The sequence below is a fragment of the Sphingomonas sp. genome (assembly GCF_019635455.1).
In the GTDB taxonomy this organism is placed as follows: Bacteria; Pseudomonadota; Alphaproteobacteria; order Sphingomonadales; family Sphingomonadaceae; genus Sphingomonas.
The window spans coordinates 41,980-60,101 of record NZ_JAHBZJ010000007.1 but is presented as its reverse complement, the minus strand read 5'-3'; the positions used below and the strand labels follow the sequence as shown (position 1 = coordinate 60,101).

The 18,122-nt window shown below is 67.7% G+C and carries 15 protein-coding genes; 5 read left to right on the top strand and 10 right to left on the bottom strand.

Translation table 11 applies throughout. The features are described from left to right. Positions 1-9: 9 nt before the first annotated feature. From gluP to KF783_RS10090, 7 genes are read right to left on the bottom strand one after another with little or no spacing between them, the layout of a single operon-like run. Entirely contained in the window at positions 10-1,320 is a 1,311-nt protein-coding gene (gene gluP, locus KF783_RS10120) for a glucose/galactose MFS transporter (RefSeq protein ID WP_294078846.1), read from the bottom strand. Next, a complete protein-coding gene (locus KF783_RS10115; RefSeq protein ID WP_294078844.1) occupies positions 1,313-2,662 on the bottom strand; it encodes a sugar porter family MFS transporter in 1,350 nt (449 codons plus the stop codon). The genes gluP and KF783_RS10115 overlap by 8 nt, the downstream gene beginning before the upstream one ends. Beyond that, the gene (locus tag KF783_RS10110; RefSeq protein ID WP_294078842.1) at positions 2,659-3,885 is read right to left on the bottom strand and encodes an ROK family transcriptional regulator; all 1,227 of its coding nucleotides are present in this window, start codon (positions 3,883-3,885) and stop codon (positions 2,659-2,661) included. Before KF783_RS10110 ends, KF783_RS10115 begins: the two co-directional genes overlap by 4 nt. After that, positions 3,882-5,126, bottom strand: a complete 1,245-nt coding sequence (locus tag KF783_RS10105; protein WP_294078839.1) for an SGNH/GDSL hydrolase family protein — start codon at positions 5,124-5,126, stop codon at positions 3,882-3,884. Before KF783_RS10105 ends, KF783_RS10110 begins: the two co-directional genes overlap by 4 nt. A gap of 5 nt (positions 5,127-5,131) precedes the next feature. Further along, positions 5,132-7,168, bottom strand: coding sequence for a glycoside hydrolase domain-containing protein (locus KF783_RS10100; protein WP_294078836.1), 2,037 nt, complete (start codon positions 7,166-7,168; stop codon positions 5,132-5,134). After that, a complete protein-coding gene (locus KF783_RS10095) occupies positions 7,168-8,385 on the bottom strand; it encodes a histidine-type phosphatase (protein WP_294078834.1) in 1,218 nt (405 codons plus the stop codon). The genes KF783_RS10100 and KF783_RS10095 overlap by 1 nt, the downstream gene beginning before the upstream one ends. A gap of 5 nt (positions 8,386-8,390) precedes the next feature. Beyond that, positions 8,391-11,123 carry a TonB-dependent receptor gene (locus tag KF783_RS10090; RefSeq protein ID WP_294078829.1) on the bottom strand — a complete coding sequence of 911 codons (2,733 nt, stop codon included), beginning with the start codon at positions 11,121-11,123 and terminating at the stop codon, positions 8,391-8,393. A 217-nt stretch (positions 11,124-11,340) separates the two neighbouring features. Between KF783_RS10090 and KF783_RS10085 the strand changes: the two genes are divergently transcribed. From KF783_RS10085 to KF783_RS10070, 4 genes are read left to right on the top strand one after another with little or no spacing between them, the layout of a single operon-like run. Then, on the top strand, positions 11,341-12,117 hold the full coding sequence (locus tag KF783_RS10085) for a GDSL-type esterase/lipase family protein (protein WP_294078826.1): 777 nt from the start codon (positions 11,341-11,343) through the stop codon (positions 12,115-12,117). 7 nt (positions 12,118-12,124) lie between these two features. Beyond that, complete coding sequence (locus tag KF783_RS10080) at positions 12,125-13,075, top strand: ROK family protein (RefSeq protein WP_294078823.1); 951 nt, start codon at positions 12,125-12,127, stop codon at positions 13,073-13,075. Positions 13,076-13,106: 31 nt separating this feature from the next. Further along, positions 13,107-13,598 carry a hypothetical protein gene (locus KF783_RS10075; RefSeq protein ID WP_294078821.1) on the top strand — a complete coding sequence of 164 codons (492 nt, stop codon included), beginning with the start codon at positions 13,107-13,109 and terminating at the stop codon, positions 13,596-13,598. A gap of 11 nt (positions 13,599-13,609) precedes the next feature. After that, positions 13,610-14,410: a S1/P1 nuclease gene (locus KF783_RS10070; protein ID WP_294078818.1), complete on the top strand. Its 801-nt coding sequence runs from the start codon at positions 13,610-13,612 to the stop codon at positions 14,408-14,410. A gap of 71 nt (positions 14,411-14,481) precedes the next feature. Here KF783_RS10070 and KF783_RS10065 read toward each other — a convergent pair whose 3' ends face one another. From KF783_RS10065 to glmM, 3 genes are read right to left on the bottom strand one after another with little or no spacing between them, the layout of a single operon-like run. Then, entirely contained in the window at positions 14,482-14,955 is a 474-nt protein-coding gene (locus KF783_RS10065; protein WP_294078814.1) for a MarR family transcriptional regulator, read from the bottom strand. 45 nt (positions 14,956-15,000) lie between these two features. Beyond that, positions 15,001-15,369 carry a GFA family protein gene (locus KF783_RS10060; protein ID WP_294078811.1) on the bottom strand — a complete coding sequence of 123 codons (369 nt, stop codon included), beginning with the start codon at positions 15,367-15,369 and terminating at the stop codon, positions 15,001-15,003. 50 nt (positions 15,370-15,419) lie between these two features. After that, entirely contained in the window at positions 15,420-16,760 is a 1,341-nt protein-coding gene (gene glmM, locus KF783_RS10055; protein WP_294078808.1) for a phosphoglucosamine mutase, read from the bottom strand. Between the two features lie 71 nt (positions 16,761-16,831). Between glmM and KF783_RS10050 the strand changes: the two genes are divergently transcribed. Further along, positions 16,832-18,091, top strand: a complete 1,260-nt coding sequence (locus tag KF783_RS10050; RefSeq protein ID WP_294078805.1) for a cation:dicarboxylase symporter family transporter — start codon at positions 16,832-16,834, stop codon at positions 18,089-18,091. Positions 18,092-18,122 lie beyond the last annotated feature (31 nt).

The following is an 18,122-nucleotide window of genomic DNA, read 5'->3' as shown; positions in this document are numbered from 1 at the left end:
TGATTGAGGTCAATGCGCCGGGGACAGCCCCGGATCGATCGGCCGTCGCACGCCTGCGCGCGCCGCCAGCGCGGCAAAGCCGGCGACGACCGCATAGCATAGCGCCGGTACGACAAAGGCTGCGGCATAACCCGCCATTCCCGAGACCAGCCCCGTCAGGGGTGGCATCGCCGCGCCGCCCACAATCGAAAAGCACAGAAACCCGGACGTCGCCGCCGGCCGCGCGGTCGATCGTTCCAGGGTCAGCGTGAAGATGACCGGAAACATCACCGAGTTCATGAGACCGATGCAGAGCGCGGCATAGCCCGCTGTCGATCCGCCGATGGTGAAGATATGGATGCAGATAAGGCACGCGGCGATGCTGGCGAACAGCAACACCCGGCCCGCCGGCACCCGCGTCAGCACCGCCGATCCCAGCAGCCGGCCGACCATCGCCCCGCCCCAGTAAAGGCTGACCATTTTCGCCGCCTGTTGCAGCGGCATGTCGAACACGTCCGGCCCGCTGAGGAAGAACGCCATCTGCGTGCCGATCGCCACTTCCGCCCCGACATAGCAAAAGATCGCCAGCCCGCCGAACAGCGTCCATCGCGATGCGATCGCCTCTGACAGCAACGCGAACATCCCCGCCCTCTCGCCGCCATCCGCATCATGCGCGTCGGTCGCGCGCCGGATCAGCCCGCGCGTCGTCGCGAAGAAGACGATCAGCGCCAGCAACAGCCCCGCGATCCAGAAAAAGGCGCGATCGATCCCGCCCAGGGCGGCGTCGCGCGCCGCGTCGGTGACCACCGCGTCGTGACGAATTTCGATCTGCTGAAGGAACAGCGCCGCACCCAGATAGGGGCCGATGAACGTGCCAAGGCTGTTCAGCGCCTGTGCCAGCGTCAGTCGCAAATGGCTGCGATGCGGAGGGCCAAGGATCGACGCCAGCGGATTGGCCGCGACCTGAAGCACGGTAATCCCGCTGGCGAGCACGAACAGGCCGAGAAGGACGAGACCATAAACGGCCGCGTTCGCGGCGGCGAGCATGACCACACACCCGGCGAGCATCATGCCAAGCGCCAGCACGATCGTGTTCGCCGCCCGCATCCGGGCGAGGAGGACCGCGGAGGGAAAGCTCATCACGCCATAGGCGATGAAGAACGCCGACGCGCTGAGCTGTGCCTCGACATCGCTCAGCTCGAAAATCCCCTTTACCGCCGCGACGAGAGGATCCACCAGCGAGGTGATGAAGCCCCATGCGAAGAAAAGCGTGGTGACGGTGCAATAGGCGGCGAGCGTGCCGCTAGCCGGCGCGACGACCGGTGGGGCGGTGTCAGCCATGAAGCGCCTCCTTTCGCTGAAGCTGTTCGAGTGACGCCCGCTTCGTTTCCGGGAAGAAGCGCAGCACGATCACGCATTGCAACGCCATCATCGCGGCGAAGAACAGGAACGGGAGGCCCGCCGAGCGCGCCGCGATCCATGGGAAGGCCGCCGCGATCACCGCATTGGCGCCCCAGTGAACCGATGCGCCGAGCGCGGCGCCGCGATTGCGCACCGCCGTCGGAAATATCTCGCTGAGATAGACCCAGATCACCGCCCCGGTGCTGGACGCGAAACAGGCGATGAAGCCGATCAGCGCGAACAGCACCGCCCCTTTTGGCAGGACCCCGTCGAGCGCCAGCCCCGCGACCGTGAGGCATCCGGCCATGCCGATCGACCCGACCGCCAGCAACGTCCGCCGGCCCGCCCGGTCGATCAGGACCAGCCCCAGACAGGTGAAGACGCCATTGGCCAGACCGATCACGATCGCCTGTGCGTCGGCGCTGCCGCCGGCGCCGGCGGCGACGAAGATGTCGTTGATATAATACAGCAGCGCGTTGATCCCGGACAGCTGGTTGAACAGCGCGATCAGGATCGCGAGCAGGATCGGGCGGGCATGGGCGGACCAGCGCAGCCGCTCACCCACCGGCTCGCTGGCGAGGCTGGCGCGGATTTCGGCGATCTCGCGGATCGCGTCCTCCCTGGTTCGGCCGGTCCGGATGAGCGCGGCGGCCGCTTCGTCCGCGCGATCGCGTCCGACCAGCCAGCGGGGGCTTTGGGAAATGCGGAACAGCATCGCCAGCAGCAGCAACGCGGGTGCCGCCCCGACCCCGAATTTCCACCGCCAGTCATCCGGCCCGAGATCAATCGCACCGATCACCGCATTGGAGATGAATGCGATCAGGATGCCGAGGATGATGTTCAGCTGAAACACCACCACCATCGCGCCGCGATGCCGCGCCGGTGCGATTTCCGCGATATAGACCGGCGCCAGCACCGACGCTCCGCCCACCGCCAGACCGGTGAGGATACGAAAGAAGACCAGAACGCCCCATCCGGTCGCGAGGGCCGACCCCAACGCGCCGACCAGGAACAGCAGCCCCACCCCCTTGAGCGCGTCGCGCGCGCCGAAACGGTCGCCCGGCCGCCCCGCCGCCAGCGACCCCAGCAGCGTTCCCCACAACGCCGCCGACACGGTGACGCCGAGCCAGGTCGCGTCCAGCCGGAATTCGCGTGAAAGTGCGGTGGTCGTGCCGGAAATCACGGCGGTGTCGAAGCCGAACAACAGGCCGGCAAGCGCGGCGCACGCGATCGATGCGATCAGGCCGCGCGTAACGGCCTGCCGCGCAGCCACCGGCGTCACGCGATCATGTCGGCAAGCGTGCCGCCCTGATCCGCCATCTTCTTCCATGAGCCGCCCGCGGCAGGGAGGAAGAAATGGTTGATCGGCAGGATGGCCGCGCCCACGGCGGGCGCATCGGTCGAAAAGGCGGCACGCATGATCGGGCAGACGACCGGCACGCTTGACCGCTGGGCGAGCAGGCGCGCACGCATCGCATCGGCAAGCCGGTCAAAAATCGTCGGCGGAAGCCGCCCGCCGAGCAGGACGGCGTCGGGGTTGATCAGGCAGTTGATCGCTTCGACCGGCGCCTCAAGCCGGGCGGCCGCACCGTCGATCCACTCATCGACGATGCGCGACGCGGCCGCGGTCGGCACCGCACGATCCACCACATCCTCGATCCCCAGCCCCGCCGCGCCAAGCATGCGCCCCAGTCCGGACAGCGAGACGAAGGATTGCACCGTCTCGCGTCCGCCATCGGGCGCGCTGCGCATGAAGCCGAGTTCGCCGCTGCGTCCGTTGGCGCCCCGAAACAGCGACCCGTCGATGACCAGGCTGCCGCCCAGGCCGGAGGACACCAGGATGTAGAAGAAGCTGCGGTGCCGCTGGCCCAGGCCGAACTGCAACTCGCCCAGCGCGGCGGCGGCGGCGTCGTTCTCGACAAAGACGGGCAGGTTGAACGGATCGGACAGCAGCTCGGTCAGGTTGGTCGAAGACCATTGGGCGTAGGCGGCCGGGCGCCCCTCCAGATCCACCACGCCCAGATCGTCCGGCACGGCGACGCCGATCCCGATCAGCGTTTCATGGAGCACGCCCGCCTCTTCGAGCAGCTGGACGATCGCCTGGCGATAGAAGCTGCGCACCTGTTCCGGCAGGGCGAAACGCACGTCGCGGGTGGCACGGGCGAGGACCTGGCCGGTGAAGTTGAGCACCACCAGCGTGATGTGATCGCGATCGATGTTCAGGCCGATCGCATGTCGCGCGTCGGGCCGCACGGTCAGCCGCGTCGCCGGTTGTCCACGCCCGCCGCGCCGCTGCCCGCTCTCCACGATCAGCCCTTCATCGAGCAGGCGGCGGGTGATGTTCGAGATCGCCGGCGCGGTCAGCCCGGTGATCGCCGCCAGTTCGACGCGGGTGAGTTCGCGATGCACCCGGATCGCGTGGAGCGTCATGCGCTGATTGTGGTTCGCGGCACGTTCGAGATTGGTACCCGCCCATCGCGTTTCGGGGGTCTGGATAAAGGTCATTCCGGTTTCGCTCCAGACATCGGGACAGAGGCAGCAAAGAGATTCAGCGGCACCGACGCCGCCATTGCGGCATAGCCGTCATCGGCGGGATGCAGGTGATCGCCCGAATCGAACGCGGGCTTCAGCGCGGGCGGCGTGGTGCCGTCGGCAAGCGCGGATTCGAAGTCGATCGATGCATCGAAATTGCCCGGTTCGACGATCCAGCGGTTCGTTTCCCGGCGGATGCGCTCCAGTTCCGGCGTGATGAAGCGCGATCCCCATGCCGGGGTCATGGTGCCGCCGATCACCCTGATCCCGCGCTTGTGCGCCATCTCGATGATCTGGCGATAGCCGGCGATCAGCTGTGCCGATCCGATCGCGCGCTCGCGCGGGCTGGCGCTGCGGACGATATCGTTGATCCCCTCCAGCAGCACGACATGCGTGACCCCGGGAACCGCGAGCACGTCGCGCCCGAACCGTTCAATCCCCGACGGGCCACGGCCATAGGCCAGCAGGCGATTGCCGCCGATCCCCATATTGACCACGCCGCAATGCGATTGCGGTGACGCCTCGATCAGCCGCCGGGCGAACCGGCCCGGCCAGCCACGCCAGCTCGCGTCCTTGCCGCGCGCACCTTCGGTGATCGAATCGCCCAGCGTCACGATCGTGCAGGGCGCACGCGGATTGTGGACGCTGACCAGGCTGACGAACGGGCGCGCCCTGGTCGCTTCGGCGGGCGCGGCAGGAGCGGCGGGGGTGAATTCGGTCACGAAGCCGGCGCTGCCCGCGACATCGGTGCTGGGCGCGGCGGTGGTCAGGGTGACGATCACGTCCTGACCCGAAGTGACGGGAAGCCGGATCGGATCGGTGCTGATCGACGCGCCCGCCTCCACCGTCACGCCCGCTTTTCCGGCAAAGCCCGCCGCCATCGGCGCGGCGATCCCCGCGAATCCGCGCGGTGCGGCGATGGCGACACTGGCCCCCGAAATGACAAGCGGCACCGCATTTTCAGGATTGGTGAAGCGCAGCGCGACCCCCGCCCCGCCCTGGGTCAGGCGGATGCGGTAGCGAAAGGTGCCGGCCGGGCGCGTCGGCCCGGGGGTCTCGGTCGCCGGCGACGCGGCATAGCCCCACGCGCCGACCCAGGGGTTGCGCGCGGCGGGCGGCGCCTCCTTCGCCACCGTCGCCGGTCCCGCCGTCATCGCCGTCACCAGTATGAAGATGCCGGCAAAGCTCGCTTGCGCCCATCGTCTGACCTGCACGCGCTTCACTCCCTGATGATCGTCAATGTTCCGCCGCGCATGATCTGTCCATGCGTCAGCCGCCGGCCGTCCAGCCTCCGGCCATTCAGAAGGAGCGATCCGATCTGGTCACCACGCCCACGCGTGCGGATGACGAAACGGCGCCCCTGCCCCACGTCGATCGCGACGCGCGGCGCGGCGGGCAGGGTCACCGTGTACCACGGCTCGCCCGGCACGAGCGGATAAAGCCCGATCGACGCCCAGACATACCAGGCCGACATCGCGCCGCCGTCATCGTCCATCCCCTCCGCAAATCCGGGTGAGAGAGAGAAGCTGCGCTGGACGATCGGCTTTTCATATTTGCGCTGATTTTCGTACCAATGGTCGATCGGCAGATCGCGCAGCCTGGCGACCAGGCGATCGGCCGTCTGCGGGCGAGCAGTCAGCGCGAAGAGGAACGGGGCGTGGATGTCGGGCTCGTTCGTCATGTTGAACAGACCGCGCGCGAAAAATTCGTCCAGCTCGCGGTCGAACCGTGCGCCTCCCAGCGCCGTGCCGCGCATCCAGTCGAGATCGAATACCGGCGCCCAGCGATACTGCCACAACGTCCCCTGGTACAGGCCCCGTGCCTTGACGGTGTCCGCATCGGCACCCAGATCGCGGAACACCCTGCCCCACATCGTTCGATAGCCCTGCCAGCGCCGCGTGAAATCCGTGGCCAGCGCCGGCCGCCCTCGATCCGCGGCGAGCTGTGCCACCGCCCACTGGTCATAAGCCAGTTCGATCTGCTGGTCGGGCGTCTCCCGCGGCAGGGCCGTCGTTTCGGCCGCCATGGCGTCGAGCGCGCGCGCGGGGTCGATACTCCCCAGTCGCTTGCGGTGCAGGTCGAGCAGGGCGATCCCGGCATGCTCGGTCCGCACGCTCAGAAACGGCTCGTTCGGCCCTGCCCATTGCGCCTTTTCGGACTGGAACAGATCGACCAGCGAATCCGCGATGTCCCCGGCCACGTCGGGCGCGGCAAAGGCGATCAGCGGCACCTGGGTCCGGTAATTGTCCCACAGCGACCAGCCGGCGTAGCGATGATGGCCGGGCGGGACGCGACCGGGCGCGCCACCGGACCGGCGATAGACCCCGGCGCCGTCATCCACGCGGGCGGGCATTTGCAGCGCGCGGTAGAGACAGGTGTAGAACAATGCACGCCGCGCCGGATCGCCATCGAATGCGATCCGCGAAAGCAGCCGGTTCCACGCCTCGCGCGTGCCGGCGGCAAGCTGCGCCACCGATCGCGCGCCCAGTTCGGCGGCCAGCGTGGTCCGCGCCGATCGCGCATCAATGGTCGAGAGCGCGGTGCGCAACTCGATCCGGTCGCCCGCGCCGGCATCGATCGCGAATCCCAGAACACCGTCGGCATCGACCGTGCCGGCGGCCGAAACGGGCTGGCCATTGCGCAGCAGGCGGCCGGCGATGGCGAGCCGATAGACGCCCCGGCTGCACACGGTCGCATTGGCGAGCTGCACGCGGACATCGCCGGCGCTGGTGCCGAGCCATTCATGGCCGATATGCTTGGAATAGCTGTGGCGCGGATCGAGCGAGAGGACGATCCGTCCCGCGCGCGCGACCGTGAACCGGCTGATCGCCACCGACTGTCCGGCGACGAGATCGGCGGTGATCGACGTCCGGCCATAGCGGACATGATACCAGCCCGCTCCGGCCCGCTGGCTGCCCGGATCGATCGGCGACGGCCCGGCCTCGCCCGCATAGCGTGCCGAGATCAGCAGATCGCCGCCCCCGCCATTGCATCCGACGCCCTGCGCCCGGGTGTGGGAAAAGCCGCGCAACAGCGCCGCATCGCGATCATAGCCGATATGATTTGCAGGCGTCGTATCCGGCGCAAGCTGCACCATGCCGAACGGGGCCGCCGCCGCAGGCGAAAGCTGTCCGCGATCCCCCGAACTTCCCATGAAGGGATCGACGAGATCGACCGGCGCGCGCGGGCGCGCCTCCCCCCTCGCAGCGCCGACCGACACCAGCGCGCATAGCAGAATGGCGAGCCGGCGGACCATCATGGCGCCAGAACCGCCGAAACGAGTCGCCTGAAGCGATCGAGCGGACAGGCGAACGGGGTCGGCGCGCACCCCGGAATCGCGATCGGGCGTGCCGTCGCCCCGTCTGCGGACAGCGCCCCGCCGGCGCGGATCTGGTCCAGCGTGGGGGAACGAAAGATCATCCGGACGAAACGATGTCCGCGCCGGTCGCGTATCAGTTGCATGACGATCGCCCCGCTTGGCGGCGGATCGTCGGCCGCGAAGCCGGGGACCCGCCAGTGAAGATCGAGCAAGCCTGCCACGGCAGCGATATTGCTGTCATGCCCGATCATCACCGTCAGGCGTGGCGCGTCCACGCCCTCGATTCCGTCGAGCATGCGTCGCAGGGTCGGCCCGCCGAACGCGCGCGCGACATAGGGGGTGCGGTACACGACGTCATACGCCACCGCCCGTAGCGCCCCGAGCATCGCGACATCCCCGCTGCGCAGCCGCCCCCAGCCGGGCGCCGCCATCCCGTCGGCATATTCCAGCGTCAGGATCTGCGCGGCCTTCGCGCCATCGGCGATCGCGCCAACAAGCGCCGGCTCGCGGCCGGGGCGGACGGGACGCAACGCCGTCGGGCGCCGCGATACGCCACAATTCGGCATGCCCGCGCGCCCACACAGGATCGTGTCGAGCCGCGCGCGCAACGGTGCGGTACGCGCGTCCAGCGTCGCGAAGCCGCCGCGCGGCAGGCGGCGTTCGACCGCGCGCCGCGCGGCGGCGGTATCGAAGCCCGCGCCCATCGCCTCGACCGGGGCGAAGACCGGATCCACCTCGCCCGCGGGCAATGCGGTCGGAGACAGGTCGCATCCGGGCGCGAAACCGGCCGCCCAGGCCCGCCCGGTTTCGATGGTACGCTGGTCATTGTCGGCGACGATGCGCACCGTGGCCACGTCCGGACAGCCCGGCGCGGGACGCAACCCGATCGCGGTCCGGTCCGCGACGCCGAGCGCCGCTACTGCGGCACGGCCATGCGGCGTGAGATGCGCGCGCGGCACCGGCCAGGCGGGCCAGGTCGCCGCGGCGGTTCCGGCCGGCATCGCCGGATCCGAAAGCGGTGCGCGCACGCCGTGCCGCATCAGCAGCACGGCGCGTTCGACCACCCGTTCCCCGTCGCGATCGGCCGGGGCGGCATGTGCCGCCACCGTCACAAGCGCCAGCGGCGCGACGAGGAACGCGGGGAGGCGCACCATCGGCTTCAGAACTTGAAGCGCGCCGCGAGCGAGATGACGCGTCCTTCATAATAGACGCGGTCGTTGAACGCGCTGTCGCCCGCCTGCGCATCCCCCCAGAACGAACGCTGTGGCTTGCCGAGCAGGTTCTGACCATCGAGGGTGAAGGTGATGTTGGGCGTGAGCCGGTACGACATCGAGGCGTCGAGACGGCTGATCGGATACCAGTCGAGATTGCCGATCGGGTCACTCAGCACATAGGCCAGGATGAAGCGATCACGCACCGCATAGGCGACGCGCGCGCGGAACTTTCCGTCATCATAAAACAGCGCGGTGTTCAGGCTGCGCTTCGAAATGCCGGCGATCCGCCCCTCGAACGCGGTGTTCGCCGGGGTCGCGGGCAGCACCTGGTTGGTGTCGATATAGGTGAAGTTCGCCGATGCGCCGAAGTTCGACAACACCCCTGGGGCGAAATCGAAGAAGGTGCTGAACGCCAGTTCGAACCCCTTGATCGTGCCGTCGCCGGCATTGATCGGGCGGCGCACCGGGACCGTCGTACCGACCGAGCCGGGGACGATTTCATCCTGTTGCGTGTTGACGATGAAGCCGTTGACGTCCCGCAGGAAGACTGCGGCGGTCGCCGAACCGGCCCGGCCGAAATACCATTCAAGCGACGCGTCCCAATTGGTCGAGCGGATCGGTTGAAGATCCGGATTGCCGGCAACCGCAGCCGAGGTGACCGCCCCGGACGACGCGACGATCTCGGCAAGGTTGAGGCTGGGGTTGAGCTGCGAGAAATCGGGCCGGCTGAACGTCTTGGTCCATGCCGCGCGCAGCTGGAGGTTGCGGCCGAAATGGACGACTGCGCTGACGCTTGGATCCAGATCGACATAGTTCTGATGCCCGTTGATCGGGGTGTTGGTCACGACGGTGCCGGCGGTGGTCCGCGTGGTCGTCACCTGCGTTCCCGAGATCGACAGATCGGTGTTGACGAGCCGCGCGCCGACAATGCCATCGACCGATACGTCGCCGCCCAGATCGAACCCATATTTCACCTGCGCATAGGCGGCATAGCTGCGTTCGTCGCCATTGAACGCCTGGAGCGGGTCGAACACGGGATCGGCGGTGCCGAACAGCGCCGCCTGCCCCGGCAGGGTCGCGATATAGGCGTTGAGCGCGTCCAGATTGGCCCGATTGTCGAGCAGGCGCGTGTCATATTGCACCCAGGTCGATGGCACCGAAACATCGTCGCCATGAAATCCGCCATAAAGGATCTGTGGCGTGCTGCCGCCCGGGAAGGAGGACATCGACAGGCGAAGCGAATCGAGATTTGCGAGCCGCGTGCCGCTCTGGAAGTCGGTGCCGCGCTGGGCATAGCGGAACCCGGCCTTGAAATTCCTGATCAGACCGCCGCCGGTATCGAGGGTGAGGTCGGTGCGCCATTGCAGCCCGTCGGCCTTCGCCTTGCTCAGCGTATCCGAATAGGCGCGGACGTAGAAATTCGCCGGGTCGGTGAGATCGACATTGTTCGCATAGCTGTAGCTCAGGCCGCCGAACTTCGAATCGCTCTGGAAGATGGCGTTGATCGGCGGCGGGCTGCGGAACGCGTTGAGAAACAGCTGCGAGCGGCTGCTCTGGGTCGAGCGCGTATAGACGGCGCGCGACGACAGCGTGGCGATGCCAGAGACGAATTCCAGGCCGAACTCGGCCTGCGTCGTGTTGATGTTGTTGTCGCTGCGCGACGCGCGCGGGCCGGACGCGCCCGATGGCGTGAAGGACGCGCTCTGCACCACATTCGTGCCGGGGACGAGCGTGACGTTGGTCAGCGTGGTCGGCAGCGCGGTCTGAAGATCGGTGTCGTAATTGACGTTGCGATCGTCGATATTGGTGACGCGCAGATCGAGGCGGAGGTTGGACGCCGGCTTCCACTGCATCGAACCGGTCAGCACCGGGCGGACGTAGCGGCCGTTGGGCTGCTTCACCAGGATGGTGCCGGGATAACGCACCGTCCCCAGACCGGCGGGGCTGATCGCCTGGCCGGTGGTGCTGTTGCGCGGCGACAGGCTCTCGCGATAGGATTCGAAATAGTCGCGGCGCAGATAGGACGCATTCAGAAGGATGCCGATTTCGCCCAGTCCGGTGTCGAACCGGTCGCTGACCAGCACGTCGCCATTGTAGAAGAAGCGCCGGACCTGATCGTCATAGCTGCCGCGAAGCGTGCCGGCGACGACAAGTCCCTTCGCGAAATCGAAGGGCTGGCGCAGCTCGACATTCACCGCGCCGCCGATACCGCCCTCGATCAGGTCGGGGGTCAGCGCCTTGTAGACGGTGATCGATCGCAACAGGCCAGCGGGATAGCTGTTGAGCAGGCTGCGGCGTGACGAGCCATTGTAGGATTCCGAGCCGTTGAGCGTGGTCAGGGTCTGCGACAGGCCACGGATGGTGATCGCCTGCGCCTCGCCGCGATTGCGGAACACCTGTACGCCGGGGAGGCGGGAGAGCGCCTCGGTCGCGCTGTTGTCGGGAAGCTGGCCCAGATCCTCGGCCACCACGGTGTCGAGGATCGCGTCGCTCTTCTGCTTGGTGGCGCGCGCGCTCCTCAGGCTCTCGCGATAGCCCGAAACGATGATCGCGTCCTCGGGCTGGTCGTCGGCCGATGCGGCATCGCCGCTCGCCGGCTTCGTCTGGGCCAGCGCGGGCGCCCCCATGGCGAGCGTGAAAACGGTGCCAGCAAACAACATCGCACGGAAACTGCGCATTCGATCCTCCCGTAATGACCGGACTCATTGTCGATCCGTGTGGCCATTAAAAAAACACGATGAATTTAATATGTCAACGGTATTGCTCTTTTGTGTCACTGCGCAGGCTGGAAGCGGCAGGAAACGCGCGATGCCCAGCCTGGTTCTCGAAGATTTTAAAAATTTGATTGATTTATTATCGATCGTGCCACACGGTCGGGAAGGAGAGGAATTGGCAATGGACCAATCTGAATCGATGCGTGGTTCGCGCCTGTATCGCCGCCAGGCGCTTGCCGCCGTCGCCGGCGCCGCCGGCTGGCTCATGGCCGGAACGGCGGGCGCGCAAACCACCCCCCGCAGCGAAGCGGAACTTGCCCGCGAACGACAGTTGCGGGACGATTTCCCCAACCTCGCCCGCTATGCGGAGGACAATGCCCGGATCGTCGCGGCGGGCATTCGTCCCACGATCGTCTTCATGGGCGACAGCATTACCGAGGGGTGGAATCGCCTGCGGCCGGAATTCTTCACGCCGCGCCGGATCTGCCGTGGGATCAGCGGCCAGACGACCCCGCAGATGGTGTTGCGGATGATGCCCGACGTGATCGCGCTGCGGCCGATGGCGGTTCACATCATGGCGGGGACGAACGATATTGCCGGCAATACCGGCCCGATGACGCTGGCCCAGTCGCGCGACAATATCGCGGCGATGGCGATTCTGGCAAAGGCGCAGGGCGTCAGGGTTCTGATCGGATCGGTGCCGCCCGCCGCCGCCTTTCGCTGGCGACCCGAAAAACGGCCGGCGAACGACATCGTCGCGCTGAACGCGATGCTGCGCGCGTTGAGCCGCCGGCTCGGCGCGGACTGGATCGACTATCACGCCGCGCTGGCCACGCCGGAGGGCGGGATGCGCGAGGGGCTGGCCCGTGATGGCGTCCACCCGCTCGTCGCCGGTTATGAGGTGATGGAGCGCGTGCTCGCGCCGCATCTCGCGCGGGTCGAGCGGGGCCGCCGCTGACATGCGCGTGACGACGAAAGGGCCATTGTTCGCCGGGGTCGAACTGGGCGGCACGAAATGCATCTGTACGCTCGGCCACGGACCGGACGGGATCATCGATCAGCTGTCGCTTCCCACCGGCGATTCGGAAGACACGCTTGCCACCATCGCCCGCCAGATCGAGCGATGGTATCGCGGTCCGGGTTTCGACGCGCTGGGGATCGGGAGCTTCGGCCCCCTGAACCTCAATCCGCTGCACCCGGAATTCGGATCGATCCAGCAGACCTCCAAACCCGGATGGAGCGGCGCGGCGGTGCTGCGCCGGATCGCGGCGGGAATCGATCGGCCGGTTCGCATCGACACCGACGTCAACGCCGCTGCCGCCGCCGAACGCCGATGGGGGGCGGGGCGCGATACCCGCCAGTTCGCCTATGTGACGGTTGGCACCGGCGTCGGCGTCGGTTTTGCGTCCGGTGATGCAGGCGCGCGCGAGCATCACGCCGAACTCGGCCATGTCCGCGCGGTCCGCCAGGTCGATGACCGCCACCCGAGCGTATGCCCCTATCACACCGACTGCGTCGAAGGCCTCGCCTCTGGCAAGGCGATCGTCGCGCGCTTCGCCGGCGTCATCCCCGAGGACATCGCGCTGAACGACCCGCGATGGGCCGCGCCGATCGACTATCTGGGGCAGCTTTGCCACGCGTTGATGTGCCACACCGTTGCCGACCGGATCGCGTTCGGCGGTGGTGTCGTGATGGGTAATCCCGGCCTTGCCCCGGCGATCGAGCGCGCGATGCGGGCGAGCCTCAACGGGTATCTGACCCTCGATGCGCAACCGATTCTGGTCGAGGCGCTGCTGGGCGCCCAGGCCGGGCCGCTCGGCACGCTCGCGCTCGCGCAGGACGCGCGCGCGGATGCGGCCACACCCGCGCAACCGAGTCCCCGCCGGCGGGCCGCGGGAGGCGCCACGCGAAGCTGACCCGCCGCCGGGCCGTCCCATGGAGAGCATGATGACGACACGCGAATGGAAACATTGCCTGGTCGGCGGCGCGGGCGCGATGGCCGTGCTCTTCACCATCTGGATCTGGCCGCGCACGGCGGAAGACGCCCCCGCCCCGGGAACCGTGCGCGTTGCCCCGACCGCCAGCATCGACGCCGCGCCGACGCCCATGCCGAAGCCGGCCGCCGTCGTCCCGCCCGGATCGCTGATCGGCACCTGGAGCCGCCGCGACAATCGGGGCGACCCGCAGGCCGGATGCGACCTGTTCAGCGCGGTGTCGTACCTCTCGAACGGACAATATCTCGCGAACACCGAACGTGGCCGGTACGCGATCGACGCCCGATCGATCACCTATTCCGAACAGGTGCTCTACGACGTCGATGGGGGCGAGGATCTGTCGCAGGCCAACCGGCGCGTCACGCGCGCCGTGGAATGGCCGGGCGCGCACCATGTGCGGATCGGGACCCAGCATTTCTATCGCTGTGAAAAAGCGAATTCATGAGGAGAGAGATCATGACGTTCAAGACCCGACTGCTCGCCCTGGCGCTGCCGATCGCGCTGTGCGCCAGCCCCTCCCCCGCGGGCGCGTGGGGCAATGTCGGCCATGCCGCGATCGCCACGATCGCCGAAGCGAACCTGCAACCCGCCGTCCTTGCGAAGATCCAGTCCCTGCTCGCACAGGAAGGCGCCACCCATTTGTCCGACGTCTCGTCCTGGGCGGATAGCCAGCGGGTGCCGGGAACACCGATCCACAGCACCCGCATCCCGGTGGACGGATCGGAGGCGCCCGCCCATGCCTGCCCCGACACCGGCCTGTGCGCCGACGAGGCGATCGCCTATTACAGCCCCATCCTCGCCAGCACTCAGCAAAGCGCCACCGCACGGCTGGAGGCGCTGAAATATATCGTCCATCTCGTCGGCGACCTTCACCAGCCGCTGCATGGGTCGGACCCGATCGGGTACAACAACATCGTGATGGGGTTGAGCGTGAAGACCATCCACACCATCTGGGACAAGGATGTGGTCGAGGATCACAGCGAGGACCCCGCCGCGATCGCGAGCGAGTTGATGTCCAATGGCGTCACGGTGACGCTGGGCGGCACTCCGCGAAGCTGGGCGATCGAAAGCAGCGACATGGCGCGCGACCAGATTTTCGACGTGCTCTCGCCGTGCTATACGACGCATTCGCCGATCTGCCCGGTGGTGGAGACGCTGCCGACGACATATCCGGCGCAGAAATATCCGCTCGCCGCACAACGCATGAAACAGGCCGGCTACCGCCTCGCCGCGCTTCTGAACCAGTTGCTGGCCTAGCCCTTCGATCCCGGCGCGCGGTGGACCGGATTGACGGTCGGCCGGCCATCGCGCGCGGGACCGTGAGGCGCTTAGGCCGGCGCCGGTTCCGCCGATTCCGCGTCTTCCCGGCCAACCGCGATGATCGCGGCGAGCATCCGGCGCAACGCGGTAACACCGTTTTCGCCGACGCGATCGCGCAACAGCGCGTCGATGCGGTCGCGCGCGGCATGCTGAGCGACAGCGGCCGCGCGGCCACGTTCGGCGAGCGTCACCACCAGCCGCCGGCGATCCTGGGGATCGACCCGGCGATCGAGATAGCCCCGGGTGACGAGCGTATCGACCAATTGTCCCGCCGCCTGTTTCGACAGGCCAAGATCGGCGATGAGATGCGCCAGCGGCACCTCCGCATCGATCGCCAGGCCGCCGATCACATACAGGCCGTTGCGCGGGACATCGTCATAGCCCTCTGCCTCCAGCGCGGCGCGCATCGCCCGGCCATAGGCACCACGCGCATGCCGCAGCAACGCCGGCAACGACACCCGTTCAATCCACATATCCGACATCAGCCACGACTCCGTACCATTTATTGATAGTATGGATATGGTACTTTATCGGTCCGTGCAAGGGTGTGGCGGAGGCACCGCGAGCCAGGCCGGTTCGTCGGCGGGAAGCGCATAATAATCGCCCTTCTCGCCGACATGAACATGCGCGGCGATGCGCGTGCCGATGGGATCGTCGAACGCGCCCGTCGCCACGCCGATCCAGTCGCGCGCGGGCCGGTCCCAGAACAGCGGCGATCCGCAGGTGCCGCAAAAGCCGCGACGGACCGCGCGTGACGAGGCATACCAGCGCACATGCTCGCTCCCGCGCACGACCAGACGGTCGCGCGGCACATCGGTCGAAACGAAGAAATGGCCCGACGACTTTCGGCAGGCGCGGCAATGACAGGCGTCTGGCGCCGGGACATCGCCGGTCACCGTGAACGTCACCCGTCCGCACAGGCACGCGCCGCGATGGATCGCCGCGGTCAGGCGGCCGCCCTGCGCACCGCGTCGCAGATCCGATCGACCACGGTTTCGACCTGCCCCATATCCTCCCCCTCGGCCATCACGCGGATCACCGGTTCGGTGCCGGACGCGCGGATGACGAGGCGGCCGGTGCCGTTCAGTTCCGCCTCCGCGGCGGCGATCACGTCCCTGACCGCATCGTCGTCGAGCGGCTTGCCACCGGCGAAGCGGACATTCTTGAGCAGCTGCGGCAGCGGATCGAACTGGTGCAGCACCTCACTGGCCGGAGCGTCCGCACGGACCAGTTCGGCCAGCACCTGAAGCGCCGCAACCAGGCCGTCGCCGGTGGTCGCATAGTCCGACAGGATGATGTGGCCCGATTGTTCGCCACCGACATTGTAGCCCGACCCACGCATCTCCTCCAGGACATAGCGGTCGCCCACCTTTGTGCGGACAAGGCCCAGGCCCTGCGCCGCCAGATGCCGTTCGAGGCCCAGGTTCGACATGACGGTCGCGACCAGCCCGTCGCCGCGCAGCCGCCCCTGCCGCGCCCAGCCGCCGGCGATCGTCGCCATCAGCTGGTCGCCATCGACTACCTCGCCGCGTTCGTCGGCGACGATCAGCCGGTCGGCGTCGCCATCCAGTGCGATGCCGATCTGTGCGCCGGATGCCACCACCGTTTCGCACAGCGTCAGCGGCGCGGTGGAGCCGACCTGATCGTTGATATTCTTGCCATTGGGTTCGACGCCGATCGCAACGACCTCTGCCCCCAGTTCCCACAGCGCTGACGGCGCGACCTGATAGGCGGCGCCATTGGCGCAATCGATCACGATCTTCAGCCCGTCGAGGCGCAGCTGTTCGGGGAAGGTCGATTTGGCGAAATGGATGTAGCGGCCCCGCGCGTCCTCGATCCGGCGGGCGCGTCCGATGTCGGACGAGGCGGCGAGCGAAATCTCGCCCTCCACCAGCGCCTCGATCGCCAGTTCGTCGGCGTCGGACAGCTTGTACCCGTCCGGCCCGAACAGCTTGATGCCGTTGTCCGCATAGGGATTGTGGCTGGCGGAGATCATCACGCCCATATCCGCCCGCATCGAATGGGTCAGCATCGCCACCGCCGGGGTCGGCATCGGGCCGACCAGCACCACGTCCATGCCGACGCTGGTGAAACCGGCGACCAGCGCATTTTCAAGCATATAGCCCGACAGGCGCGTATCCTTGCCGATCACCACCCGGTGCCGGTGATCGCCCCGGCGGAAATGGGCGCCGGCGGCCATGCCGACCTTCATCGCCATCGCCGCGGTCATCGCGCCGACATTCGTCTTGCCGCGAATTCCATCGGTGCCGAAATATTTTCTTGCCATAATCGTCCGCTTTGCGACCTTGCCCACTTCCTGCCGCGCGGTGATAGCGCCGCTTTTGCTGAAGGGCGAGTATGTCGCAACCGACCCGCATCTTTCTGTCGCTGATCCTCGGCCTGCTTCTCGGCATCGCCGTCGCCGCCTTCATGCCGAAAGGGGCGCTGACCGCCGCCGACTGGGTGCAGCCGATCGGAACGATGTGGCTGCACGCATTGCAGATGACGATCGTGCCGCTCGTCGTCTCGCTGCTCATCACCGGAATCGCCGCGACGGCAGAGGCGGCGCGGGCGAGCCGGCTGGCGGGGCGGGCGCTGGCGATCTTCATCGCCCTGCTCTGGGTGTCATCGGCGCTCGGGGGCGCACTGACGCTCGGATTTCTCTCGGCCTTTCCGCTGGGAAGCGATCTGGCAGAGGCGTTGCGCGGCGCATTGGGTGCGGCGCCGCCGACCGGGGAGGTGCCGCCCTTCTCCGCCTTCCTGGTCGCGATCGTGCCGTCGAACCCGATCGCATCGGCGGTCAATGACGCGTTCCTGCCGATGATCCTGTTCACCACCGTCTTCGCCTTCGCGATCACCAGGCTGCCCGCCGAGGAGCGGACGCGGCTGACCGCGTTCTTCAGGGCGATCGGCGACGCGATGCTGGTGATGATCAACTGGGTGCTGTGGCTGGGACCGATCGGCGTCGGCGCGCTCGCCTATGTCGTGGGCGCGCGCGCGGGTACGTCGGCGTTCGGCGCGTTGCTCCATTATGTGCTGATCGTCAGCAGCGTGGGCATCGTGCTGTGGCTGGCGTCGGTGCCGTTCGCATGGGTGGCGGCCAAGGTGCCGCCGGGCCGGTTCGTGCGCGCGATCCTGCCGGCCCAGTCGGTCGCGGCATCGACCCAGTCGTCGCTCGCCAGCCTGCCCGCGATGCTGCGCGGGACCGAAGCGCTGAACGTACCGGTGGCACGCGCCGGCGTGGTCCTGCCGCTGGCGGTCGCGCTGTTCCGGTGGACCGGGCCGGCGATGAATTTCGCGGTCGCCATCTATGTCGCACACTGGTTCGGGATCGAGCTGGGCGCGGGGCAGCTTGCGGCCGGATGGGCGGCAGCGGCGATCACGACGATGGGCGCGGTGGGTTTGCCCGGCACGATCAGCTTCGTCAGTTCGATCGCGCCGATCGCGATCGCGATGGGGGTGCCGATCGCGCCGCTCGGCCTGCTGGTCGCGGTGGAGACGATCCCCGACATCTTTCGCACGGTCGGCAATGTCGCGATGGACGTCGCCGCGACCCGCGCGATCGCCGGCGAGGGGGGCGAGGAGAGCGAGGCGGACGCGTTGTTGCGGGCCGAGTGATCGCTTTCCGCCCCGCTTGCGCGGGGGAGTG

Excerpts from the sequence above, each read along its gene's own strand:
- KF783_RS10070 (WP_294078818.1), top strand. The coding sequence starts at position 13,610 with ATGACGTTCAAGACCCGACTGCTCGCCCTGGCGCTGCCGATCGCGCTG.
- KF783_RS10050 (WP_294078805.1), top strand. The coding sequence starts at position 16,832 with ATGTCGCAACCGACCCGCATCTTTCTGTCGCTGATCCTCGGCCTGCTT.
- KF783_RS10065 (WP_294078814.1), bottom strand. The coding sequence starts at position 14,955 with ATGTCGGATATGTGGATTGAACGGGTGTCGTTGCCGGCGTTGCTGCGG.
- KF783_RS10095 (WP_294078834.1), bottom strand. The coding sequence starts at position 8,385 with ATGGTGCGCCTCCCCGCGTTCCTCGTCGCGCCGCTGGCGCTTGTGACG.
- glmM (WP_294078808.1), bottom strand. The coding sequence starts at position 16,760 with ATGGCAAGAAAATATTTCGGCACCGATGGAATTCGCGGCAAGACGAAT.
- KF783_RS10085 (WP_294078826.1), top strand. The coding sequence starts at position 11,341 with ATGGACCAATCTGAATCGATGCGTGGTTCGCGCCTGTATCGCCGCCAG.
- KF783_RS10110 (WP_294078842.1), bottom strand. The coding sequence starts at position 3,885 with ATGACCTTTATCCAGACCCCCGAAACGCGATGGGCGGGTACCAATCTC.
- KF783_RS10090 (WP_294078829.1), bottom strand. The coding sequence starts at position 11,123 with ATGCGCAGTTTCCGTGCGATGTTGTTTGCTGGCACCGTTTTCACGCTC.
- gluP (WP_294078846.1), bottom strand. The coding sequence starts at position 1,320 with ATGGCTGACACCGCCCCACCGGTCGTCGCGCCGGCTAGCGGCACGCTC.
- KF783_RS10075 (WP_294078821.1), top strand. The coding sequence starts at position 13,107 with ATGACGACACGCGAATGGAAACATTGCCTGGTCGGCGGCGCGGGCGCG.
- KF783_RS10100 (WP_294078836.1), bottom strand. The coding sequence starts at position 7,168 with ATGGTCCGCCGGCTCGCCATTCTGCTATGCGCGCTGGTGTCGGTCGGC.